The 22,736-nt window shown below is 68.4% G+C and carries 18 protein-coding genes; 6 read left to right on the top strand and 12 right to left on the bottom strand.

Going from position 1 to position 22,736, the window contains the following annotated elements:
• Nucleotides 1-84: 84 nt before the first annotated feature.
• The 3 genes from BLQ73_RS15920 to BLQ73_RS15910 form a co-directional block, all read right to left on the bottom strand.
• On the bottom strand, nucleotides 85-1,095 hold the full coding sequence (locus BLQ73_RS15920; RefSeq protein WP_245691112.1) for a VldE C-terminal domain-containing protein: 1,011 nt from the start codon (nucleotides 1,093-1,095) through the stop codon (nucleotides 85-87).
• Nucleotides 1,096-1,681: 586 nt separating this feature from the next.
• A complete protein-coding gene (gene pta / locus BLQ73_RS15915; protein ID WP_093171237.1) occupies nucleotides 1,682-3,736 on the bottom strand; it encodes a phosphate acetyltransferase in 2,055 nt (684 codons plus the stop codon).
• Between the two features lie 176 nt (nucleotides 3,737-3,912).
• A complete protein-coding gene (locus BLQ73_RS15910) occupies nucleotides 3,913-4,674 on the bottom strand; it encodes an alpha/beta hydrolase (protein ID WP_093171236.1) in 762 nt (253 codons plus the stop codon).
• Nucleotides 4,675-4,944: 270 nt separating this feature from the next.
• Between BLQ73_RS15910 and typA the strand changes: the two genes are divergently transcribed.
• On the top strand, nucleotides 4,945-6,798 hold the full coding sequence (gene typA, locus BLQ73_RS15905; RefSeq protein ID WP_093171235.1) for a translational GTPase TypA: 1,854 nt from the start codon (nucleotides 4,945-4,947) through the stop codon (nucleotides 6,796-6,798).
• Between the two features lie 121 nt (nucleotides 6,799-6,919).
• Here the strand turns inward: typA and BLQ73_RS15900 are convergent, their stop codons facing one another.
• From BLQ73_RS15900 to BLQ73_RS15890, 3 genes are all read right to left on the bottom strand, one after another.
• Complete coding sequence (locus tag BLQ73_RS15900) at nucleotides 6,920-8,440, bottom strand: helicase HerA-like domain-containing protein (RefSeq protein WP_093171234.1); 1,521 nt, start codon at nucleotides 8,438-8,440, stop codon at nucleotides 6,920-6,922.
• A 64-nt stretch (nucleotides 8,441-8,504) separates the two neighbouring features.
• Nucleotides 8,505-9,365, bottom strand: a complete 861-nt coding sequence (locus BLQ73_RS15895) for a polysaccharide deacetylase family protein (RefSeq protein WP_245691111.1) — start codon at nucleotides 9,363-9,365, stop codon at nucleotides 8,505-8,507.
• 38 nt (nucleotides 9,366-9,403) lie between these two features.
• The gene (locus BLQ73_RS15890) at nucleotides 9,404-9,709 is read right to left on the bottom strand and encodes a hypothetical protein (RefSeq protein WP_093171233.1); all 306 of its coding nucleotides are present in this window, start codon (nucleotides 9,707-9,709) and stop codon (nucleotides 9,404-9,406) included.
• 309 nt (nucleotides 9,710-10,018) lie between these two features.
• On the opposite strand from BLQ73_RS15890, the gene BLQ73_RS15885 reads away from it, so the two are divergent.
• Nucleotides 10,019-10,966, top strand: a complete 948-nt coding sequence (locus BLQ73_RS15885; RefSeq protein ID WP_176955479.1) for a sensor histidine kinase — start codon at nucleotides 10,019-10,021, stop codon at nucleotides 10,964-10,966.
• Between the two features lie 92 nt (nucleotides 10,967-11,058).
• On the opposite strand, the gene BLQ73_RS15880 is transcribed toward BLQ73_RS15885, so the two are convergent.
• Complete coding sequence (locus tag BLQ73_RS15880) at nucleotides 11,059-11,655, bottom strand: sigma-70 family RNA polymerase sigma factor (protein WP_093171231.1); 597 nt, start codon at nucleotides 11,653-11,655, stop codon at nucleotides 11,059-11,061.
• Nucleotides 11,656-11,921: 266 nt separating this feature from the next.
• On the opposite strand from BLQ73_RS15880, the gene BLQ73_RS15875 reads away from it, so the two are divergent.
• On the top strand, nucleotides 11,922-12,995 hold the full coding sequence (locus tag BLQ73_RS15875) for a PLP-dependent cysteine synthase family protein (protein WP_093171230.1): 1,074 nt from the start codon (nucleotides 11,922-11,924) through the stop codon (nucleotides 12,993-12,995).
• Between the two features lie 52 nt (nucleotides 12,996-13,047).
• On the opposite strand, the gene BLQ73_RS15870 is transcribed toward BLQ73_RS15875, so the two are convergent.
• Nucleotides 13,048-14,352, bottom strand: a complete 1,305-nt coding sequence (locus tag BLQ73_RS15870) for a serine hydrolase domain-containing protein (RefSeq protein ID WP_093171229.1) — start codon at nucleotides 14,350-14,352, stop codon at nucleotides 13,048-13,050.
• A gap of 333 nt (nucleotides 14,353-14,685) precedes the next feature.
• Between BLQ73_RS15870 and BLQ73_RS15865 the strand changes: the two genes are divergently transcribed.
• The gene (locus tag BLQ73_RS15865; protein ID WP_093171228.1) at nucleotides 14,686-15,957 is read left to right on the top strand and encodes a helix-turn-helix domain-containing protein; all 1,272 of its coding nucleotides are present in this window, start codon (nucleotides 14,686-14,688) and stop codon (nucleotides 15,955-15,957) included.
• Between the two features lie 51 nt (nucleotides 15,958-16,008).
• Here the strand turns inward: BLQ73_RS15865 and BLQ73_RS15860 are convergent, their stop codons facing one another.
• From BLQ73_RS15860 to BLQ73_RS15845, 4 genes are all read right to left on the bottom strand, one after another.
• Nucleotides 16,009-16,746, bottom strand: a complete 738-nt coding sequence (locus BLQ73_RS15860; RefSeq protein ID WP_143020289.1) for a hypothetical protein — start codon at nucleotides 16,744-16,746, stop codon at nucleotides 16,009-16,011.
• Nucleotides 16,747-16,784: 38 nt separating this feature from the next.
• The gene (locus tag BLQ73_RS15855) at nucleotides 16,785-17,447 is read right to left on the bottom strand and encodes a hypothetical protein (RefSeq protein ID WP_093171226.1); all 663 of its coding nucleotides are present in this window, start codon (nucleotides 17,445-17,447) and stop codon (nucleotides 16,785-16,787) included.
• Complete coding sequence (locus BLQ73_RS15850) at nucleotides 17,444-18,103, bottom strand: GTPase domain-containing protein (protein WP_093171225.1); 660 nt, start codon at nucleotides 18,101-18,103, stop codon at nucleotides 17,444-17,446. Before BLQ73_RS15850 ends, BLQ73_RS15855 begins: the two co-directional genes overlap by 4 nt.
• Before the next feature lie 155 nt (nucleotides 18,104-18,258).
• On the bottom strand, nucleotides 18,259-19,158 hold the full coding sequence (locus BLQ73_RS15845; protein ID WP_093171224.1) for a LysR family transcriptional regulator: 900 nt from the start codon (nucleotides 19,156-19,158) through the stop codon (nucleotides 18,259-18,261).
• A 227-nt stretch (nucleotides 19,159-19,385) separates the two neighbouring features.
• On the opposite strand from BLQ73_RS15845, the gene BLQ73_RS15840 reads away from it, so the two are divergent.
• A complete protein-coding gene (locus tag BLQ73_RS15840) occupies nucleotides 19,386-21,008 on the top strand; it encodes an amidohydrolase (RefSeq protein WP_176955477.1) in 1,623 nt (540 codons plus the stop codon).
• A gap of 112 nt (nucleotides 21,009-21,120) precedes the next feature.
• The gene (locus tag BLQ73_RS15835) at nucleotides 21,121-22,731 is read left to right on the top strand and encodes an ABC transporter substrate-binding protein (protein WP_093171222.1); all 1,611 of its coding nucleotides are present in this window, start codon (nucleotides 21,121-21,123) and stop codon (nucleotides 22,729-22,731) included.
• Nucleotides 22,732-22,736: the final 5 nt, after the last annotated feature.

The raw sequence follows: 22,736 nt of genomic DNA, 5'->3' as shown, positions 1-22,736 counted from the left end.
GGTGGGGCAAGAACACACTTCTCACCACATCCCCTGCCAGATATCCATATTTATCGGCAAACAAGGGGTTAGCCGACGGGCTGATTAAAGCACGCTCACATGGACATGGTCATAATGATTGGCCGTAGCGCCGCCCCGATCGGACATGAGCTCCCAACCGCCTCCGGTGCGGATGTCGTAGTAGCGCTGCTTCCAGATGATGTACATGATGCCGAGGCGGGCGCCGTTGGCGATGGTCCACTGGGCGAGGGCGTCGCCGCGCTCCTCGTCGGCGCCCGTGGAGACCCCCCCGCCGGGGCTGGTCATGAAGTCGCAGGCACGCCCCTTGCCGTGCTCACCGGGGTCACCCGGACGCAGGCATCCGACGCCGTAGGGCATCGGGAAGTTGCGGAGGATCTCGTTGCGCACGCTGATCATCCGGGGGGTCAGGCCGCTGCCCGCGTCGGGCTGCTGGAAGCCGAACTTCTTGAGCAGCTGCTCGACCTGCCTCCTCTTGCTCTTGAGTTTGGCGATGTCGCGCTCCAGCTTGTCGACCTTCTGGTCGGCGGCCTTCTTGGCCGCGTTGGCCTCCTGCAAGAGGGTCTTGAGGTGGGCGGTCCGCTGGGCACGCTCGGTGGCGAGGTGGCTGACCAGGGCGAGATTGGTCAGGGCCGCGTTGGCCTCGCCCTGCAGACTGAAGATCTGCGCGGCGTCGAACTGGCCGCCCATGTAGGTGGTGCGGGCGATGTGGACGACTTCGCGCTCGGCGTTCTTGACCTGGCGTTCCAGGCGGGTGGCCCTCCGGGCGGCCTTGACCGCGTCTTCGCGGGTGTTGTCGAGGGTGCGGATCTGGCCGCGGTATGCCTTGCTGAGGTCGGAGGCCTCCTTGGTGAGGCGGCTCAGCTTGCTCGTGCGGTCGGGATTCTGCCGCTCGAAGGTGAGGCCCGGCGCGACGGCGGAGGCGCCGGGGACGCCTGTGGCCACCATGAGCGCCGCGACGCCCGCGGCGAAGGTGCGTCTCGCGGCCCTGCCCCGCGCGCCCGGGCGGCGTGGTTCCACGTGGTTCTCCCCTCCCAGACGGGCGAAACTATAGAAGACGATCTTGAAACCTGCCACCTGAACAGGCGAAGTCAAGCCATGTTTGCGTGGCATGGGTCAGTGTGAGGGCTTATGACTACCCGTGGCCCTCGAATGCGGGCCTTGTCGGGATCATCACATCAGGCGAAATTTCCTGAGTCGCACCCAGGCGACCGAATACCAAGCTTCGAAGGTGACTCCTCCTCCATGCGGGCGGCTTGGACCCGGGCGGCGCGCCCGCTGAAGGGACGCTCTGTGTCCTCCCGCGCATTCGCCCTCGTCGCGGCAACCCTACTGGGCGCGGGCACTTCCGTCGCCCCGGCCGAGGCCAGGGCCATCACCGGCAAGAGACTCCCTGTCCCCGCAGAAAGGTCCCCGCAGAAAGGCCCCTGCAGAAAGCCGTCCGCGCACACGCCACCGGCGACAGGCGACATGGGACATGCGCCCACGAACCCGCGCCCCGTGCCCGTCGTCAACGCGCGAAACGGAGGGAGACCCAGCGCGCCCCCGCGTCGCTGGGTCTCCCGTAGATGGGATGGCCACCCCCATGGCCATCGCCCCCGCGGTCCACCGCTGCCTTACATAGACGCGGGGAAAGTGCGGAAAGTTCGAGAGGATTCGGAAATCAGCTCACGCTCTGTGCCTGGATCGCGGAGATGGCGATGGTGGTGATGATGTCCTCGACGCCGGCGCCGCGGGCGACGTCGTTGACGGGGTGGCGCAGTCCTTGGAGGATCGGGCCGACGGCGACGGCCCCGGCGGAGCGGCGTACGGCGAGGCAGGTGGTGGCGCCGGCGTGCTGGTCGGGGAAGATGAGCACGGTGGCGCGCCCCGCGACGCCGCTTTCCGGAAGCCGCACCGCGGCGACGCGCGGGTCCACCGCGACGTCGTATTGCATGGGCCCTTCGACCAGGAGTTCGGGGGCGCGGGTGCGCACGAGTTCAGTGGCCTCCTGGACCTTGTCCAGGTCGGCGCCCGCACCCGCCGCGCCGGTCGAGTAGGTGAGCATGGCGACGCGGGGCTCGATGCCGAACCGCTCCGCGGTGCGCGCCGACGTGATCGCGATGTCGGCGAGGCGCGTGACGTCGGGGTCGGCGTTGACGGCGCAGTCGCCGAAGAGCAGCACCCGGTCGGACAGGCACATGAAGTAGACCGAGGAGACGGTGGAGATGTCGGGCACGGTCTGCACGATCTGGAAGGCGGGCAGCAGCGTCGCGGCGGAGCTGTGGACCGTGCCGGAGACCATGCCGTGGACGGCGCCGGTGCGCACCATCATGGTGGCGAAGTGGTTGACGTCGGTCACCATGTCGCGGGCGCGGTCCAACGTCATTCCCCGGTGTTCGCGCAGCGCGTGGTAGCGCTCGGCGAACGAGTGGCGCATGGGCGAGGTGAGAGGGTCGACGATCTTCGCGCCGTGCAGGTCGAGGCCGTGGTCTCCGGCCCGGCGGCGGATGACGTCCTCGCGCCCGAGCAGGGTGAGGTCGGCGATCCCGCGCCGGAGCACCGTCTCGGCGGCCCGCAGCACCCGGTCCTCCTCACCCTCGGGAAGCACGATGTGGCGGCGTTCCGCCCTGGCCCGCTCCACCAGCGACTGCTCGAACATCAGCGGTGTGACGCGCGAAGAGCGTCCGAGTCCGAGGCGCTGGGCCAGCCCCTCGGAGTCGACATGGGCTTCGAAGTGGCCGAGGGCGTGTTCGGTGCGGCGCGGGTTGTCCGGGGACAACTGTCCGGACAGGCCGGCGACGGCGGCGGCGATGGTGAGGCTGTCGGCGGCGGCCGACAGCACCGGCATGCCGGGCGCGAGCCGTCCGGTGACGCCGCGTACGGCGGGCGAGGGTTTCACGCCGTGGCTGAGCACGACGGCCGCCGGCCGTGCCGTACCGGCCGCGTCGGAGGCCACGGCCCCGAGGAGCAGGTCGGCGCGGTCGCCGGGGGTGACGACGAGGGCCGCGGACCGCAGGTGCTCCAGGAAGCCGGGCAGCGTCTCGCCTCCCAGCACCACACTGGACACGTCGCGCTGGAGGCCGACGGCGTCTCCCTGCACCTGTACGGCGCGCAGCACCTCGGCCACCTGCCCGACGGTCGGCGCGGACAGCGCGGGGTTCTCCGGGATCACGTAGCACGGGACGGGCAGGTCGGCGCCGACGACCGCGCCCGCGGGCACGCGGTTGGCGATCACGGCGAGCACCGGGCAGCCCTGCTCGGCGAACACCTGGTATCCCGTGCGCAGGGATTTGGAGGTGACATCGGCGTCCTGCCCCACCCCTCCGGCCACGATCACCACGGGGGCCGACAGGCGGGACGCGAGTTTGGCGTCGAAGGCGGGTTCGCCGGCCAGGTCGCCGGGGGCGGTCGAGCCGCCGAGCACCAAGACCGCGTCGCAGCTCGCCTCGAACCCGGCGAACCGCTCGACCAGGCGGTCGAGCAGCACGTCGACGGTCTGGGAGGCGAACCCCTCCTCGACCTCCTCGATGGTGATCCCGCTGCCCACCTGAGCCGGGCGGTAGCGCGCCCGCATCACCTCGATCGCCGGATCCGCCCGCACGTCGGCTCCGCGGGGCGCGACCGGCCGGAAGACGCCGAGGCGTTCGGCTCTGCGGGCCAGCAGCTCCATCAGGCCGAGCTCGACGACCTGTAGGCCGTCGCCGTGTCCAAGCCCAGCCACGTAGACGCTGCGCATGTGCCCTGTCCCCCTTGGGTGCCGGTGGTCTTTCACGTTGCACAGGGGGAGGCGAGCAGTGAGCCTTCACGCCCGCTCCGGTGTGCCGGTCGGCGCGAAAAAGCTCAGTTACCCAACGTAACCGCGACAGAGGAGATGATCAAGCAGGCGCGAGCGTGTATGCGGGCGGGTCGGGGTCACGGGGCCACGACCGACGCCGACACCCATCTGCCGATGCGCCGGATGAGGTCGGGAGTCGCCGCGCTCTCGGCGTGGCCGTACCCCTCCTCGATCCAGAGCTCTTTGGGCTCGGTGGCCGCGTCGTAGATCTGGTGGGCGTGGTCGATCGGGAAGAAGGCGTCGGAGTCTCCATGCACGACGAGCAGCGGTGTGGGGCTGACCAGCGGGGCCGCCTCGTAGGGCGCGAGGGGCACGGGGTCCCATCCGGTCGACCGGATGCGCGTGCCCTTCACCAGCCGTGCCGCCGCCCGCCCGAGCCGCTGCTCCATCGCCCAGTGCACGCGCCGCATGGGCACCGTGCCCCGGTAGTACCACCGGCCGGGCCCGCTGACCGACACGACCGCGTCGACGCCGCCGTGCAGGGCCGCGTGCCGTACGGCTACCGCCGCGCCCATCGAGAACCCCACGACGGCGACCCTGGCGTAGCCGAGTGTGCGGGCGTGCCGTACGGCGGCGTCCACGTCGAGCACCTCCTCGTCGCCCACGGTGCTGTGGCCCCCCGAACGGCCGTGGCCGCGGAAGTCGAACGCCACGACCCCGCCGAATCCGCTGAACACGTGGGCGATGCGCCGACTGGTGCGCTCGCGCCACGCCCCGGTGAATCCGTGGGCCAGGACGACGCACAGATCACCGGGGCCGCGCGAGGGGGTGTGCGCTGCGTCGATCCGCACACCGTCCTTGGTGCGCAGCATCACGGGAAAACTCACGGCGAAGGACATGTCTCCGAGCCTACGAGGAGATCGCGGTCGTTCTTCATCGGCCACCGGAGACTCGGGCACCGGAGACTCGCGGGCAACGCGCCCGGACGCGCTGTGGAACCGCCTGGAAACGGGCGGGATGGGCGTCGCACCGCGGCGGATCAAGCGGTGTGAAGAACGCATGAAGAACGTGTGAAGAACGCGACGGCCGTCAGAACAAGTGCGGGACATATAAAATGTGGGGGTCGCACGTCCGCGGCCGCCCCCACGACCATAGAGCGAGACTCCATTATGCCTTTGAACAGCCGCGACGACCTGCGCAACATCGCGATCATCGCGCACGTCGACCACGGCAAGACCACGCTGGTGGATGCCATGCTGTGGCAGTCCGGAGCTTTCCGCGCCAATCAGGACGTGGATGAGCGGGTCATGGACTCCAATGACCTGGAGCGCGAGAAGGGCATCACCATTCTCGCGAAGAACACCGCGGTCCGCCACGGCGACATGACCATCAACATCATCGACACTCCCGGGCACGCCGACTTCGGCGGCGAGGTCGAGCGCGGCCTTTCGATGGTCGACGGCGTGGTGCTTCTCGTCGACGCCTCCGAGGGCCCGCTGCCCCAGACGCGTTTCGTGCTGCGCAAGGCGCTCACCGCCAAGCTGCCGGTGATCCTGTGCATCAACAAGGTCGACCGGCCCGACGCCCGCATCGCCGAGGTCGTCGACGAAGCGTACGAGCTGTTCCTCGACCTCGACGCCACCGAGGACCAGATCGACTTCCCGATCGTCTACGCCTCGGCCAAGGCCGGGCGGGCCAGCCTCAACCGGCCGGAGGACGGCGGCATGCCCGACGTCGAGGACCTGGAGCCCCTGTTCGAGACGATCACCAAGACGGTGCCCGCGCCGGTATACGACCCGGACGCGCCGCTCCAGGCCCACGTGACGAACCTCGACTCCTCCAGCTACCTCGGCCGCATCGCCCTGTGCCGCGTCCACCAGGGCACGATCAAGAAGGGGCAGCAGGTCGCCTGGTGCCGCACCGACGGGTCGAGCGAGCGGGTCAAGATCTCTGAGCTGCTGATGACGGAGGCGCTTGAGCGCAAGCCCGCCGAGGAGGCCGGGCCGGGCGACATCATCGCGATCGCGGGCATCCCCGAGATCATGATCGGCGAGACGCTCGCCGACCCGGAGGACCCGCGCCCGCTGCCGCTGATCACCGTGGACGAGCCGGCGATCTCCATGACCATCGGCACCAACACGAGCCCGTTCGTCGGCAAGGAGAAGGGCTCCAAGGTCACCGCGCGCATGGTCAAGGACCGCCTCGACCGCGAGCTCGTCGGCAACGTGTCGCTGCGCGTGCTGCCGACCGAGCGGCCCGACGCCTGGGAGGTGCAGGGCCGCGGCGAGCTCGCGCTGGCGATCCTGGTCGAGCAGATGCGCCGGGAGGGCTACGAGCTGACCGTCGGCAAACCGCAGGTCGTCACCCGCGAGGTCGACGGCAAGATCCACGAGCCGGTCGAGCGGCTGACGATCGACTGCCCCGAGGAATACCTGGGGGCGATCACCCAGCTCCTGGCCGTCCGCAAGGGCCGCATGGAGCACATGACCAATCACGGCACCGGCTGGATCCGCATGGAGTTCCTGGTGCCGGCGCGCGGCCTCATCGGCTTCCGCACCGAGTTCCTCACCGAGACCCGGGGCACCGGCCTCGCCCACCACGTGTTCGAGAAGTACGAGCCGTGGTTCGGCGAGCTGCGCACCCGCCCCACCGGTTCGCTCGTCGCCGACCGGACCGGCCCGGCCACCTCCTACGCGATGTTCAACCTCCAGGAGCGCGGCACCCTGTTCGTGCCGCCCACCACCGAGGTCTACGAGGGCATGATCGTCGGCGAGAACTCCCGCTCCGACGACATGGATGTCAACATCACCAAGGAGAAGAAGCTCACCAACATGCGCTCCTCCACGGGTGAGGAGCTGGAGCGGCTGATCCCGCCGCGCCAGCTCAGCCTGGAGCAGGCGCTCGAGTTCATCCGCGAGGACGAGTGCGTGGAGATCACCCCGTCCGCCATCCGGCTGCGCAAGGTCGTTCTCAACGCCGCCGAGCGCGCCCGCACCGCGGCCCGCGCCAAGCGCAACAACTGACGCGTCGCACAGGAGCGGCCGGCCTCCCCTTCAGGGGTGGCCGGCCGTTTTCGTGCTTCCCGCCGGTGAGGCATATCACGGTACGGCGCCGCGCCGCGGACGGCGATGCACGCGGCGGCGGTCAGCGTCTGCGGCGGGTGGTCCCGAACACCGTGCGGGTGATCTCCCTGCCGAGGACGGTGCCGGCGGAACGGGCGAAGGACTTGAACACCGGAGAGCCGAGCACGCTCTCCAGCACGCCCTCGTGGTGCTCATGGCGCGGCTGGGACCGCGCACCGGCGGGCTGTTCGTGGGACGTGGCGGGCGACGGGTGCGGCGTCAGGCGGGTGGCGAGCATCTCGTAGGCGGAGTGGCGGTCGACGGCCTGGCCGTACTTGGCGCCGAGCGGCGACGCGCCGATGACGCCGCGCAGGGTGACCGCGTCCGCGGGCCCCATGCGCGATTCGGGCGCCGCAAGGCGGGTCCACGCGACGGGGGTGGGCGCGCCGGTCTCGGAGAGCACGGTGACCACCGCCTCGCCGATGCCGAGCCCGGTCAGCACCTCTTCCAGGTCGTAGGCGGAGTGCGGAAACGTCGACACGGTCGCTTTGAGCGCCTTGGCGTCCTTGGGGGTGAAGGCGCGTACGGCATGCTGCACCCGGGCGCCGAGCTGGCCGAGGACGTCGGCGGGCACGTCGGTGGACGACTGGGTGACGAAGAAGACGCCGATCCCCTTGGAGCGGATCAGGCGGACCGTCTGGGTGATGGACTGGAGAAACGCGCGTGAGGCGTCGTTGAAAAGCAGGTGGGCCTCGTCGAAGAAGAACACCAGGGACGGCTTTTCCGGATCTCCCAGTTCGGGAAGCCCGGCGAAAAGATCGGCGAGGAGCCACATCAGAAACGTGGAGAACATTTCCGGGCGGTCCTGCACGGCGGGCAGTTCCAGAATGGACACCACTCCGCGCCCGTCGGCGGTGGTGCGCAGCAGGTCCATGGTGTCGAACTCGGGTTCGCCGAAGAAGGGCTCCGCCCCCTGCGCCTCAAGATTGGTGAGCGCCCGCAGCAGCACGCCCGCCGTCGCCTTGGAGAGCCCTCCGACGCCTTTGAGCGCCTCCGGGGTGTCCACGAGGTACTGGATGACGGCCCGTAGATCCTTCAAGTCCAGAAGCGGCAGCCCCTGGCCGTCGGCGAAGTGGAAGGCCAAGCCGAGCGAGGACTCCTGGGTCTCGTTCAGGCTCAGCACCTTGGACAGCAGCGTGGGGCCGAAGTCGGTCATGGTGGCCCGGAGGGGCACGCCTTCCCCGAGCCCGCCGAGCGAGTAGAACTCGACGGGGCACGCGGCGGCCTCCCAGCCCTGCCCCACCTCGGCGGCGCGGCGGGTCACCCCGTCCGACGGCGTTCCGGGTTCGGCCATGCCGGTGAGGTCGCCTTTGATGTCGGCGAGGAAGACCGGCACGCCCTGCCGGGAGAGCCGTTCCGCCATGAGCTGCAGGGTCTTGGTCTTGCCCGTGCCGGTCGCGCCGGCGACCAGGCCGTGGCGGTTGAGCATGCGCAGGGGGATGCGCACCTGCGCTTCGGGACGGGCCTGGCCGTCCCAGACGAGGGCCCCGAGGTCGAGGGCCGGGCCTTCGAACACGTATCCTCGCGCCACCTCTTCGATCATCGTCTGCCTCCCCGCGGGTAGCGAACCAAGCCGGTCATCGTCGGTCAACGTCGGTCAACGTCGGTCAACGTTTGGTGTAGCGCCCTCCGGGCGCGGGCGCCTTGCCGTACAGCTCCGAGACCGTTACGAACGTGTAGCCCTTGGCCAGCAGCGCGTCGAGCATGGGCGGCACGGCCTCGACGGTCGTCTTGTGGATGTCGTGCATCAGCACGATGGAGCCGGGGGGCGCCTTGACAGCGCGTTTGAACACGACGGCCGGGTTCCGGTCCCGCCAGTCGACGGTATCCACGTTCCAGAGGATCTGCGCGAGGCCGAGGTCGCGCATCGAGACGGCGACGCTGTCGTTGGTGGCGCCGTACGGCGGGCGCATGATCTGCATCTTCACGCCGACCGCAGCGCTGACGGCCTTCTGCGTGCGCACCATCTGGGACTTGACCCCGGCGCGTGAGAGCGAGGGCAGGGAAGGGTGGTCCCAGGTGTGGTTGCCCAGTTCGTGGCCTTCGGCCACCATGCGGCGGAGCGTGTCGGGGCCGTCCGCCTCGATCATCCTGCCGACGACGAAGAAGGTCGCCTTGGCCTGCCTGGCGGCGAGGTCGTCGAGGAGTCTGCGCGTGAGCTTCCCCGGACCGTCGTCGAAGGTGAGGGCGACGCATTTGAGCATCGTGCAATTGAGGAGCCGTGGGCGGAACGTCGCGCTTCGCCGTGTGGCGGGCCAGGCGGGTTGGATCGCCTGGAGCCTTGTGGCCAGCGCCATCGGATCCACGGCGGCCGGCGCCGCCGCGGGGGCCTGGGCCGCGGCCGGCGTCTTGCGCGGCATCCGGCCAGCCACCTGACCCTCCGGAAGCGACGACACTGTGCCGCAGCCCAGCGCCAGACAGCTCATCGACCCGGCCACGACCACGAACGGCACCCCCCGCACCCGCATGCTTCCCCCCGAAAGCCGCGCGGGGGCAACCGCCGTTGCTATGGGTTGTCGTTGGCCACGTCCCCCCGCAGTACGTTGACCAGGTCCTCCCACCAGGGTGGAACATCCGCCTGTAGTTCGGCGTAGCGACGCGCCACCCGAATGGCACAACCAACCGGATCAGTACCCAGATGGCGTTGTTTCACTGCGCCTTCCTGCCAACGGTAGAAACCATCACGGAATCTGACTACTAACCCGATCCACACAGAGAGGGTCGCATCATCCCCTATTTCATAGGCGGAGGTGACTCCCAGCCCGGCCAGTTCCGCGCGAAGTCGCGTGGTCGCGGCGCGCGAATCGCTCATGCCTCCCTCCCACCTTCAATGAACTTCAAAGAATGGATAGCGCGGACTATGAGCGATTGAGTGGGATACATAGAGCAATCATGGGACTCCCTTGAGTTATCGGAGGGCCGTTTTCTGCTATTGGCCCGGCGTTCTGCAGAGCCTCGGAGCCGGCGCGCGACGGGCCGCACCCGGACGATCGCGTCCCGGCGAGGCCGATCCGCTCCCGCCGAGATCCCGCTCGCCACGGCCAAACGATCTTCCCGGCGGTTACTCGACCCGTCACGCTGCGCGTTGTCTTGGAGGCGGCGGCTTGCTACGGTCGTCCCCGTGCAGCCCGACCGGGACGCCCGCACAGGCGGGCCGTTCGCACACATCGCGGTGCCGTACGCCTCGGAGGACGAGTCGTTGCCGGTGGTGATCACCACGATCCAAAAGGCCGTCAGCGCAGGTCACCGCATCCTGCTGAGCACCGGGCAGCGTTTTCACGACCTCGTGGCCGACGCCCTCGGCGCCGATATGGACCGGGTCGACCACCGGGCGGCGCAGGAGTGGTATCTCCACCCCTACCGCACGCTGAGCGCCACTCACGACTACTGTCGGTCACACGACGGACACATTCTGGTGGTCGGCGAGCCGCTCTGGCAGGGGCGCGGCGAGCGGGAGACGCGCGAGTGGATCCGCTACGAGTCGGTGATCAACGCGCTGTTCGGCGGCGAGTCGGTGACGACCATGTGCCTCTACGACCGGCGCACCACCCCGTTCCAGGTGCTCGCGCACATTCCGCGCACGCACCCGGGCTACCTGACCGGGCAGTCGGTCCACGGCAGCAACGCCTACGTGCCGCCCGACAGGCTCACGCTGTACGGCGACGACCTGCCCCTGTCCGAGCCCCCGGCGCCGCCGGTGGCGGCGGAGTTCTCGCCGGGCGACCTCGGCCGCCTCCGCCAGACGGTCACCGACTACGCCCTGCGCGCCGGCATGGCCCGCGACCAGATCGTCTCGCTGGTCATGAGCGTCTCCGAGATCGCCGCCAACAGCGTCGAGCACGGCGCGGGGCACGGCGGCATCGCCATGTGGACCACCGGCCAGGAGGTCGTCTGCGAGATCACCGATCCGGGCGGCACCATCGACGTCCCGCTCCCCGGCTACCTGCCGCCCGAACCTGAGGCCGAGGGCGGTTACGGTCTGTGGATCAGCAGGCAGCTCTGCGACCTGGTCGAGATCCGCGCCCACGGGGGCGTCCTGCGGGTGAGACTGCACATGAGGCTGGTGTGACCGAAGCCCGCGTGATGGCGAAGAGCCACCCGCCCGGTGCAGGCGGATGGCTCTGATATGCGCTCTCATGCGCGGAGGATGTACGGGGTGGGTCAGGCGGCTTGGCGCTGCTCGGGCAGACGCGTGAAGCCGAGGTCCCGTGCGTAGCCCTCCAGCATGGTGCGAAGCTGGCGGCGTCCCCGGTGCAGCCGCGACATCACGGTGCCGATGGGGGTGCCCATGCGCTCGGCGATCTCCTTGTAGGCGAAGCCCTCCACGTCGGCCAGGTAGACCGCGACACGGAAGTCCTCGGGCAGCGAGCGCAGCGCGTTCATGACGACGCTGTCGGGCAGCTGCTCAAGCGCCTCCGTCTCCGCCGACTTCAGACCGGTGGAGGTGTGGGATTCGGCCGCGGCGAGCTGCCAGTCCTCGATGTCCTCGGTCGCCGACAGCTTCGGCGAACGCTGCTTCTTGCGGTAATCGTTGATGAAGTTGTTCGTGAGGATTCTGTGCAGCCATGCCTTAAGGTTGGTACCCTCACGGAACTGGTGGTACGAGGTGTATGCCTTGGTCACGGTCTCCTGGACTAGGTCCTCCGCGTCAGCCGTGTTGCGGGTCAACCGCATGGCGGAGGCGTAGAGCTGGCCGGTCACTGGAACGACGTCGCGCTCGAACCAGGTCTGGCGCTGCTCTTCGGTCATCGAGATCATGCTTTCCCCCTCGTACTGATCCCCCCATTACCCGCCAGGCCCGTAGACACGACGCACCGTCGGACCTTCTGACGGCTGAGATCATCCTCGCAGTGCACCTGTAAGAGTGCTGTTAAGAGTCCTGCCAGGTCAGGGGGCTCAACGGCGTGCGGTGGACACATCACACCCGCAGCCGGACAAGTCTCATTATCGTAACACTCCCTACCAAGCCCTGAGTAAAATGTGGTTAGAGTCACATACCTCCCGGCGAAGCTACGGTGGTACCCATGGAATACGTGGACCGCCATGACCTCCGGACACGCACGTGGGTCGCCGAAGCCATCCGCAAAGTCGAGGCCGACTCCAACCGAAGCTGCGACACCCATCTGCACGTGTTCCCGCTTCCCGCCCACTGGGGCATCGGTCTTTACCTTAAAGACGAGTCGGTCCACCCCACCGGTTCACTGAAGCACCGCCTGGCACGCTCGCTCTTCCTGTACGGCCTGGCCAACGGCTGGATCGTTCCATCCACGACCATCGTCGAGGCCTCCAGCGGCTCCACCGCCGTGAGCGAGGCCTACTTCGCCCGGCTCCTCGGCCTCCCGTTCATCGCGGTCATGCCCGCGTCCACCTCCCCCGAGAAGATCGCCCTCATCGAGTTCTACGGCGGCAAATGCCACCTCGTCGAAGATCCGAACGCCATCTACGAGGAGTCCCACCGGCTGGCCGAGGAGAGCGGCGGCCACTTCATGGACCAGTTCACCTACGCCGAACGCGCCACCGACTGGCGCGGCAACAACAACATCGCCGAGAGCATCTTCAACCAGATGGCCATGGAGCCCGACCCCGAACCCGCCTGGATCGTCGTGGGCGCGGGCACCGGAGGCACCTCCTCCACCCTCGGGCGCTACATCCGCTACCGCCGCTACACCACCCGCCTGGCCGTCGTCGACCCCGAAGGCTCCGCCTTCTACCCCGCCTGGGTCAGCGGCGACTCCGGCGTCACCGCCCCTGGCTCACGCATCGAAGGCATCGGCCGCCCCCGCGTCGAACCGTCCTTCCTCCCCCACGTCATCGACCGCATGATCCAGGTCCCGGACGCCCTGTCGATCGCCGCCATGCGGTGGGTGCGCGACGTCACCGGCCGTGACGTCGGCGGCTCCACCGGGACCAACGTGGCCGCCGCCGTACAGCTCATCAAGGAGATGCGCGCCGACGGGCAGCGCGGAAGCGTGGTCACCCTCATCTGCGACGGCGGCGAACGCTACCGGGGCACCTACGACAACGACGAGTGGCTGGCCTCCCGCGGCCTCGACATCGCCCCACACCTGGCCGCCCTGGAGGGGTTCCTCGGCGAATGAGGGCGAAGGAGAAACCCCCGGCCCGGTGAGGGCCGGGGGTGTCGTGCGCCGGTCAGCGCTTGACGCTGAACCGCTCGGTGGGGAAGGGCACGTAGGTCTGACCGGCGGACTTGGCGGTCGTCCCCGTGGATCCGCAGAGGGCTTGGAGAAGGTGGTCGACGAGGGCGTAGTCGATGGGGTGCGGCTGCGGCCATCCGTCCGGGCCGAGCTTCTGGTACTTGATGAGGTTCATCCCTATGGTCATCTGGCGTCGGCCGTCGGGGGTCGACAGCGTCTGGGTGGCCATGCCGATCACCCCGCCGTCGTGGCCCCAGAAGTCGCCGCAGGGAAGACCCTGCTTGTAGATGCCGAGGCCGTAGTCCATGACCACGTTGCCGGCCCCGTCATGCACCGGCACCGTCGTCAGCATCTCGCGGAGCTCGCTCTGGCCGAGGATCTTCCCGCCGAGCAGGAGGCGGTAGAACCGGTTGACCTCTTCGGCGGTGGAGACGATGGCTCCCGCCGTACTGGCCCATGACATGTTGTAGACGCTGAAGTCGCGCGGCGGGTCGAAGAACCCGTGGAGGTTCTCATACGCCTTGGAGTGCGGGCCGGCGATCCGCGGCGTGCGGGGGAAGTAGGTGTTGTGCAGGCCGGCCGGGCGGATCACGTGACGGGTGATGTAGTCCTCGGCGTCGATCCCCGTGACCTTGGTGAGCAGCAGCCCGGCGAGGATGTAGTTCGTATTGGAGTAGCTCCACAGCCCTCCGGGCTCGTTCGTCGGCGGCTGGTTCATGCCGAACGCGACGAGCTCCTCAGGTTTGAAGGTGCGCGTGCGGACCTCCTCCAGGCTCTCCACCGAGTTGAAGATCACGTGGTCGTAGTCCTGGATGCCGCTGGTGTGGTTGAGCAGCATCCGCACCGTGACCTTCTGGCCGCGTTCGCCGGGCACGAGATCGGGGAGGTAGCGCCCGATCGGCGCGTCCAGCTCGATCTTCCCCTTCTTGACCTGCTGGAGTACGGCGACCGCCACGTAGGTCTTGGTGAGACTGCCGATCCGGTGGTGCATCCAGGAGCGTACCGGCCGCTTGGTGTCCACGTCGGCGACCCCTGCGGCACCGGTCCAGCGCGCGTACCCGTCGCGCACGGCGGAGTAGGTGCCGTACATCCCCGCCGTGTGCATGGCGTCAAGCGTGCGGCGCAGTTCTCTCCGGTCCAGCGACGGGGCGGCCGTGGCGGAGGACTCGGGAGAGGGCGCGGGAGAGGGCGCGGCGGCGGGCACGGGATCCGCCACGGCGGCCGGAGCGGCTGCGGCGATCAGCGCGGCGCTCAACCCCATGATCGTTAGCGAACGGCGGGCAGGTCGTGCGAAGGCCATCGTGAGATATCTCCTCGAAAGTCTGCAGAACCAACACCACGATCTTTGCATTCGCTTTACCTGGATCTCCTCCTCTGCGAGGAGGAGATCGCAGACAGTCCCAAGGAGTAACGCCCGACGACCAAAGTCGACACGGGCAATAGACGTCTGGACTTCAGCGACCGGTTGAGGCGGGTACAGGGCCGAAGAAAATAGTCCTCTTTATCGTGGCATCCATGGTTCTGTTCCGCGGGCATGGAACGGTTCGGTGACCTCTACGTCACGAATGGGGTCAGCCGAAGTCCCTTCCTTTAACCTGGGGAACAAGGTCATCTCTGGGGTGAAGGGCCCGAAATGCCTTCTCATTTCCGCGTGGAATTACGACGCCTCCGTCTCTTGGCAGGACTGTCACTCAAGGAGCTCGGCGAGCGGATCGACTACACCAAAGGCCACCTTTCCAAGATCGAATCAGGGGAGCGGCGCCCGACACCGCAACTGGCCAGGCGTTGCGACGCCGCGCTCAAGGCCGGAGGCGCCCTGATGGCGCTCGCCGACCAGGGGCAGCCCGGTAGACCGGACGCACCGGGCAGGGAGTCGGCGCATGCGGAGTGGGAGCTCCTGCTATCGGGCGACGGCGTGGCGCGGTTCACCGCTCTGGCGGGGAACGATCCAGTCCGCATGACGTTCGCCCCGGCGCCCGGCGACCTTGACGCGCAGGGCGCGCTGCTCAACGAGACCATCAGGTTCGGACAGTCGGCCTCCCCCGGCATGGTCCTGCCGGTCGCCATCTTCCACGTACAGGCGCTGCGCTCGGCTCTGCCGTACACCAAGGGGCGCTCGCGGATGCGGCTGCTCCGGCTGGCCGCGCGTGCCGCCGAGTTCACCGGGTGGATGGCGCAGGAGTGCGGGGACGACGCCGCGGCCAGGTGGTGGACCGACCGGGCCGTGGAGTTCGCGCAGGAGGGGGGAGACAGGGAGCTCGTCGAATACGCGGACGTACGGCGAGCGCTCACCACGCTCTACCAGGGCAAGGCCGACCCCACGGTACGGCTGGCCGAGCGGGTGCGCTCCCTGAGCTCCCTGCCGCCCCGGGTGCGCTGGCTCGCCGCGCTCCGCGAAGCCCAAGGCCACGCCATGGCGGTCAACGACCACGGTTTCCGCACGGCGGTCGACCACGCGCACACGCTGTGGGAGCGTTCCGCGCGCGAAGCTCCTCCGCCACGCCCCGCCGAAGGGTTCGCCCGCCCGCTCGGCACATCCGTGCCGGTGGACGTGATGACCACCATGGTGACCGGCTGGTGCCTGCACGACCTCGGCCGTCCCGACGAAGCCGCCGAGATCCTCGGCGGCGCCCTGGCCGGCCTCGCGCCCGGTTCACGCAGGTCACGGGTGCGCTTCGCCGTACGGCGGGCCGTCGCCCTGGCCGAGGACGGCGACCTCACGCGGGGCTGCGCGCTCATGTCCGACATGCTTGACGACATCCGAGTCGTGGACTCCGCGACCGTCCGGTTCGGCCTGCGGGCGTTCCGCCAGGCCGTACGGCGCCGCCGCGCCGACGAGCGCGTCGCCGCGCTCTGGCCCGAGCTGCAGCAGGTGACCGAGCCGTACTGCGGGTGGCGGGGGTGAATCGGCTCGCCGGAGCGGTGGCGCGTGCTCCGGCGATGACCGGCCGCGGGCTCAGCCGGCGGGATCGCGTGGGAAGACGACCTCGACGCTGAGGACAAGCCGTTCGGTCTCGCTCTTCAGCTTCTCGAACGTGGAATCGATGCCGGGGATGCGGAGCTTCTTGAGCATGGACATGAGGCCGGACGCCGCCTGGATGTCGTGTTTGGCCTCTGAGCTGATGTCGAGTTCGAGACCGTACTCCGTCAGCTTGTTCCCCGGGTCGCAGCGCTGCCGGATGAGTCCCGCCACCACGGGATCTCCGCTGATCCCAGCGCGGCGGGCATGCGCCTTGGCCTTCTCCCCGTCAGGTGGTGTGCCGCGCCATTCCCAGTGCCCGTGCACCGACTGGGCGATCTTCCGCAGCCGCTCGCTGCCCCCGCCGCCGGAAAGTGAGGCGACCCCGGCGTTGAACTTGACGGATCCGCTGATCTTTCCCCCCTCGGTCACCTCCCGGATCTCTACGACGTCCAGTCGGTTCGCTCCCAGGATCTGGCAGATCTCGGCGAACAGATTGAACTTGGAGAGCGAGATGCGCTCGTACGCCATCGCCGCATGGATGTATTCGCTGTCGTCCCAGCGGTTTCTGAGCATGAGCACGCCCGGCTCCAGCTCGTCCTGCAGTTCCACGAGCGCGGGGTCCTCGCTCTCCGGGGGCCGCAGGGGAACGGGGACGACCGTGGTGAACTGATCGGTGAGCAGATTGGGGGCCTCGCTTCTCGCCCGGTTGAAGTCATCGCGGTGAATGGCCACGAGCCTCTTCTTCAAACGGCGCTCGCCCTTCGGCACGGCTATCGCGCTACTTTCCTGTAGATCCAGAATGTGATCAGTGCCAGCAGGAACAGTGCCGCCACTCCGAGAGATCGCCGGAGGGGGCTCGGCGCTTTTCCCGTGCCGCTCTTGTCCTGACGGGTTTGGTTCTCGGCATAGGTGCGGTACTGCTTCGCCGCCTCTATGGCAACGGGCGCCGCGGTCTTCACGCCCTTCGCCACTCCCCGGGCGACCTCTTTGTAGCGTTGCTCCGTCCAGCCCGTGGCCAGCAGGCGAGCGATCCGGTATCTGTCGGCGGCGAGCCCGTTGTCGCGCATGATGCCGACGATCTCGTCGGCCACGGGCTCCACCCACGTCATGTCGCGAACGCCGCGTCGCCGGCGGGGCACCGACACCACGGCGCAGGCGGTCATCCGTCTCGGCGTCTCATCGGCCACCGTGATCGGGTATTCGATCAGCACACGGCCGCCGTTCCGTATGACGCGCTCCCCGCGGACCCGTGTGTCGTCGTAGGCGGCGCCGGACGTGATCTCGACGAACGCCTCGTGGATCGACATGCGCTCGGCGCGTTCGTCGGGAGCGAGCGCCCGTCCGTCGAGCCACGCGAACGCGTGCTGCTCCTCAGGCTGTTCCTCGGGGAACTCCGCGTAGATGATGTGGACCGTGGCCGGCTCGACCGTCACTTCAGCTCCTTCTCGAAGCCCACGATGTGCTTCATGATCTTGGAGGTGGTCTCCTCAGCCGACTTCGGGTCCTTCAGGCAGCCGATGACCGTCCGTACGAGGCGGTCGCCGCCCATCCTCAGCACGATCGGGTCGAGCTGCCTGGCGATGAGGTCGTGGTAGGCACCGGCGCTGAGTCCCGCCTGCCGGGGATCCTCGTCCGTGTGGGTGACCACCAGCAGGCAGAGATGCACAAGGCTGGCTTTGAGCCAGTTGCTGCTGATCTGTCCGGCGTCGTCCTCAACTCTGTACCACGTCCGCTCTTCCGACATGGGGAGACCCGCGAGCATGCGCGCGTCGACCAGATAGAGCAGATAACGGCTGTCCTTGACCCGGTCCTCCCACTGCGGCCAGGAGTTCACCTCGCCGCTCAGATCGCCGAGTTTGACGAAGGTCAGCCGGAGGCCGTCCACCGTCAGCTTCGTCTTGTCATATGTCTTGGGGATCAAGGTTCTGTCCGGGTCCTCCACCCACGTGCCGCGCCAGGACTCGATGAGCGTCGTCTTCCCGGTGCATCTGGCACCGAGGACCGCGAGCCGGAACTTCTTCCTACGCAGCTTCCAGGCGAGAAACGAGGAGATCGCGATCCCGGCGATGATGATCACAGGAAGGGCCATGGGAGGGAGCTCTCCTTCGGGTTTCCGCGTGGCGGTGCGACAGGGTGCTCACCAGCCGCAGCCACCGCGAGCCCAGGTCCCAATCTGTCCGCTGCCGCCCGCTCAAACCAGAGTTGTCATGCCCCCGCATTCCACGGAAACCCTGGCAACCTCGCTCAGCCCACTGCGGCGATCGACGTACGGCGGCGCGCGGACATGAGCGCCTCGATGACCACCGCGGCCGCGGTCGTGCTCTGCGTCGAATGCGGGTAGGCCAGCATCAGGATCCGGCGGGGAAGGCTCTGGCGGATCGTGATCGGCAGCAGGCCCGTCTGCTCGGCGACCGACCTCGGCACGATGGCGATGCCGGCACCCGCCTTCACCAGGTCGACGAGCAGCGGTAGCTGTCCGACGTCGGCGACGATGCTGCGCGTCAGGCGGGCGGCGCGCGCCGCCGCGTCGGTCGCGTCTCTCAGGGTCGTGCCTTTGAGGAACTCGACCCACACCTCGCCGGCGAGCTCGGTGAGGTCGACGGTGGCGCGGTCGGCGAGGCGGTGCCCGGGCGGGGTGACCACCACGAGGTCCTCGCTGTAGAGCAGGTTCAGGCGCACCCCCTCCGGCGGGGCCTTGGTCACGGGCACGACGGCGAGGTCGAGCCTGCCGCGGGCGACATCGGACAGCAGCGTGTTGGGGTAGCCCTGGCGGAGCTGGAGGGTCAGGCCGGGGTGCCGTCGCCGTACGTCGGTGAGGGCGCCGGGGACGTCGATGCCCTGCAGGGTCTGGGTGAGGCCGACCCGCACCACGCCGGTGAGCATTCCGCTGACGGTGGACACGTCGTTGCGCGCGTCGCGGGCGGCGGCCAGGAGCCGGCGGGCGGCGGGCAGGAAGACGCGGCCCGCCTCGGTCAGCCGTACGGCACGGCTGGTGCGGGCGAACAGCGCCGCGTTGAGGTCGCGCTCCAGGGCACGGACGGAGGCGGAAACGGCGGATTGCCCGAGATTGAGGCGCGTTGCGGCGCGGGAGAAGTTGAGCTCCTCAGCCACCGCGAGGAAGTGCTCGACCTGTCTCAGCTCCATCTATCGATGGTATCGATAGCTACGTCCGAAACCTTCTGTTGGACCGGGACAGAAGGGAGAGGCGACGATTAAGGACATGGTCGCCGGGTATCGGCCATGCGAGCAGGGAGTTTTGTCGCCGCACACGCCGAAGGGCGGGCAGTGCCGTACCGGCGTTTATCAACTTGATCAGTCACTGGGCCGCCTCCGATTAGGGGCGGGCCCGTTAACAGGGAGAGGTGCGGGTTTTGCCGTCTATCCCAGAGCAGATTCTCCTCAACGGCCGTATCACCACGCTTTCCGATGACGGTGGGGTGCCCGGCGAGGTCAGCGCCCTGGCCATCCGAGGAGGCGTGATCATCGCGGCCGGCTCCGACGAGGAGATCCGCGCGCTCGCCGACGACTCCACCGAGGTCGTGGACCTGGACGGCCGCCGGGTCATCCCCGGGCTCATCGACTCCCACGTGCACTTCGTCCGCGCCGGACTCACCTGGAACGACGAGCTGCGCTGGGAGGACGTCTACGAGCTGTCCACCGCGCTTTCGACCATCGCCGAGGCGGCACGCAACCAGCCCAAGGGCACCTGGATCCGGGTCATCGGCGGCTGGGACGAGAAGCAGTTCCAGGACGGCGGGCTCGGTCCGACCAAGGAGGACCTGGACCGCGTGGCCCCCGACCACCCGGTGTACGTGCAGATGCAGTACGCCTGGGTGCAGCTGAACACGCTGGCCATGGAGACCCTGGGGATCAACGACGAGCTCGTCGCCGGGCTGACCGTGGGCACGTTCGACCGCGACGAGGACGGCGAACTCACCGGGCGCGGCTCCGGCCGGATGCTCATGCCGTGGTTCTACAAGCAGCTCCCCGTCCCCACCTTCGAGGAGCAGGTCGCCTCGACCGCGGCGGTGTCGCGGGAGTTCGCCCGCCTCGGCATGACCGGCTGCATCGACGGCGGCGGCTACAACACCGGCCCCGACGTCTACGGCCCGATCTACGAGGCGTGGCGGCGCGGCGAGCTGGCGACCCGGGTGCGGCTCTACCAGCACCCCTCGGCCCCCGGCATGGAGGACGAGGAGATCGCGGGCTACTCGCGCTACCTGGAGCCGGGCTTCGGCGACGACATCCTGCGCATGTCGGGCATCGGTGAGGTCATCCTCTACAAGAGCCACGACGGCATCGCCGAGCCGGGCGACACCTCCCCCGAGGCGATGGACCACCACGAGAAGCTGCTCGCGCCTCTCGCGGCCAAGCGTTGGAGCGTTCAAATCCACGCCCACCAGCGGGAGTACATCGACCGACTGCTGGACCTGTGGGAGCGCATCGACAAGGAGCACTCCATCAAGGACCTGCGCTGGACCCTGGTCCACGCCGAGCCGGTCGCCAAGGAGCACATCGAGCGCCTGAAGGCCCTCGGCGCCGGATTGATGCTCCAGAGCCTGCTGCGTCTCAACGGCGAGAAGGCCATCTCCATCTGGGGCGCCGAGCGTGTCGCCGAGTCCCCGGTGATGCGTGCGCTCTTCGACGCGGAGGTGCCGGTCGGCCTGGGCTCGGACGCCATGCGAGTGGCCTCGTACAACCCGTTCACCAGCCTCCAGTGGTTCCTCACCGGCCTCACGGTGTCGGGCACGCCGACCCTGTCGGAGGAGAACCTGCTGAGCCGGGAGGAGGCCCTGCGCGGCTACACCGTCGGCAGCGCGTGGTGCACCTTCGAAGAGGACGTGCGCGGCAGGCTCGTGCCGGGCTACCAGGCCGACCTGGCCGTCCTCTCCAAGGACTACATGACCATTCCGGTCGAGGAGATCCACACGATCACCTCGGAGCTGACCCTTCTCGGAGGACGCACTGTGTGGAGCAGCGGCGCCGTCGCCTGATCCGCACCTGAAACACCCGCACAACTGAACCCCGCGGCGCCGTTCCCGCGAGCGGCGCCGCCAGACCCCTGTACTCCCTCGGACCCACCCCTATTGATCTCCAAGGACCCATATGAGATCTGTCCACGCCATCCACGGGGGGTCGCGGCGCGGCCTGTTCACTCTTCTCACCGTCACAGCCGTCCTCTCGGTCGGCGCATGCAGCTCCCAAACCACCGCGACCGGGGGGACGCAGGCAGGCGGGGGTAAAGACCTCACTTTCGCTGTAGCCGCCGAGCCGGGACAGCTCGACCCGACGCTGGCCAACACGTTCACCTCGGCTGCCATTTTCGACTCGATCTGCGAGCAGCTCTACGCGGTCACGCCGGAGGCCACCATGACGCCCCGGCTGGCCGCCGCGGATCCGGAGTTCAGCGAGGACTACAAGACCGCCACGATCAAGCTGCGGCAGGACGCGAAGTTCGCCGACGGCACGCCGTTCAACGCCGAAGCGGTCAAGACCTCGCTCGACCGGCACATGACCCACCCCAGCTCGCAGCGGAAGACCGAGCTCGCGGCGCTGGACAGTGTGGAAGTCCAGGACGAGCACACCGTGCGGCTCAAGATGAAGAAGCCCATCTCCCCCGGTGCGTTCAGCGTTCTGCTCACCGACCGGGCCGGCATCATCATGTCGCCCACGGCCCTGAAGTCCGCCGGGGACAACTTCGGCAACAGCCCCGTCTGCGTCGGGCCGTTCAAGTACGACAGCCGCGCGTCGCAGAACTACGTCAAGGTCGTCAAGGACCCGAACTACTACGACGCCGCCAAGGTCCAGCTCGACAGCGTGACCTACCAGATCATCCCCGACTCGACGATCCGGGTGACCAACCTCCGCTCCGGCGACATCGACGTCATCGAGCGCATCCCCACCACGGACATCGACACCTTGGACGGCAAGAGCGGCACCAAGGTCATCGAGACCAAGGGGATCGGCTTCATCAGCCTGGAGGTCAACGTCGGCAACGCCAACGGTGTGGGCAAGCCCGCCAAGGTCGACGGCCCCATGGCCAATGACGCGAAGGTGCGCCAGGCGTTCGAGCTGAGCATCGACCGCGAGGCGCTCAACAAGGTCGTCTACAACGGCCGCTACTCCGTGGCCTGCGGTTTCATCGCGCCGTCCGCGGCACTGGCCAGTGAGGCCGCCACGAAGTGCCCGCCGCACGACCCGCAGAAGGCGCGCGACCTGCTCAAGGAGGCAGGGGTGACCACGCCACTGAAGGTGTCGCTGGTGTTGAACAACACCCCCGAGTTCGGCCGTATCGCGCAGGCGCTCAAGTCGATGGTCCAGGAGAGCGGCTTCGACCTCGAGATCCAGGCGCAGGAGTCGACGGCCGCTCTCGCCGCAACGAGCGCCGGTGACTTCGTCCTCTACATGAACTCCTGGTCGGGACGTATCGACGCGGACGCCAACATCACGCGTTTCGCCGCCACCGGCAGCCCGTCGAACTACGGCAACTACTCCAGTAAGAAGGCCGACGAGCTTCTCACCGAGGCCCGCTCGGAGCCCGACCTGGACAAGCGGCGCGAGCTGTACGGCGAGCTCAGCACGCTCCTCGCCGAAGAGGTGCCGATGGTCTACCTGATCCGTCCCTCGTTCTACACCGGGGTGCGCGATTCGGTGCAGGGCATCACCGCCCAGCCCAACGGTATCGTCGACTTCCGCGTCGCCCGCACTGCGGGCTGAGCCAA

Source organism: Sinosporangium album, from assembly GCF_900100605.1.
GTDB lineage: Bacteria > Actinomycetota > Actinomycetes > Streptosporangiales > Streptosporangiaceae > Sinosporangium > Sinosporangium album.
Note: the sequence above shows the minus strand (reverse complement) of the source record. Positions and strands in the feature narration are given on the sequence as shown.

Bases quoted from the DNA above. Each gene is read 5' to 3' on its own strand.
- pta (WP_093171237.1), bottom strand. From the start codon at position 3,736: ATGCGCAGCGTCTACGTGGCTGGGCTTGGACACGGCGACGGCCTACAG.
- BLQ73_RS15910 (WP_093171236.1), bottom strand. From the start codon at position 4,674: ATGTCCTTCGCCGTGAGTTTTCCCGTGATGCTGCGCACCAAGGACGGT.
- typA (WP_093171235.1), top strand. From the start codon at position 4,945: ATGCCTTTGAACAGCCGCGACGACCTGCGCAACATCGCGATCATCGCG.
- BLQ73_RS15900 (WP_093171234.1), bottom strand. From the start codon at position 8,440: ATGATCGAAGAGGTGGCGCGAGGATACGTGTTCGAAGGCCCGGCCCTC.
- BLQ73_RS15895 (WP_245691111.1), bottom strand. From the start codon at position 9,365: ATGCGGGTGCGGGGGGTGCCGTTCGTGGTCGTGGCCGGGTCGATGAGC.
- BLQ73_RS15890 (WP_093171233.1), bottom strand. From the start codon at position 9,709: ATGAGCGATTCGCGCGCCGCGACCACGCGACTTCGCGCGGAACTGGCC.
- BLQ73_RS15880 (WP_093171231.1), bottom strand. From the start codon at position 11,655: ATGATCTCGATGACCGAAGAGCAGCGCCAGACCTGGTTCGAGCGCGAC.
- BLQ73_RS15875 (WP_093171230.1), top strand. From the start codon at position 11,922: ATGGAATACGTGGACCGCCATGACCTCCGGACACGCACGTGGGTCGCC.
- BLQ73_RS15870 (WP_093171229.1), bottom strand. From the start codon at position 14,352: ATGGCCTTCGCACGACCTGCCCGCCGTTCGCTAACGATCATGGGGTTG.
- BLQ73_RS15865 (WP_093171228.1), top strand. From the start codon at position 14,686: ATGCCTTCTCATTTCCGCGTGGAATTACGACGCCTCCGTCTCTTGGCA.
- BLQ73_RS15850 (WP_093171225.1), bottom strand. From the start codon at position 18,103: ATGGCCCTTCCTGTGATCATCATCGCCGGGATCGCGATCTCCTCGTTT.
- BLQ73_RS15845 (WP_093171224.1), bottom strand. From the start codon at position 19,158: ATGGAGCTGAGACAGGTCGAGCACTTCCTCGCGGTGGCTGAGGAGCTC.
- BLQ73_RS15835 (WP_093171222.1), top strand. From the start codon at position 21,121: ATGAGATCTGTCCACGCCATCCACGGGGGGTCGCGGCGCGGCCTGTTC.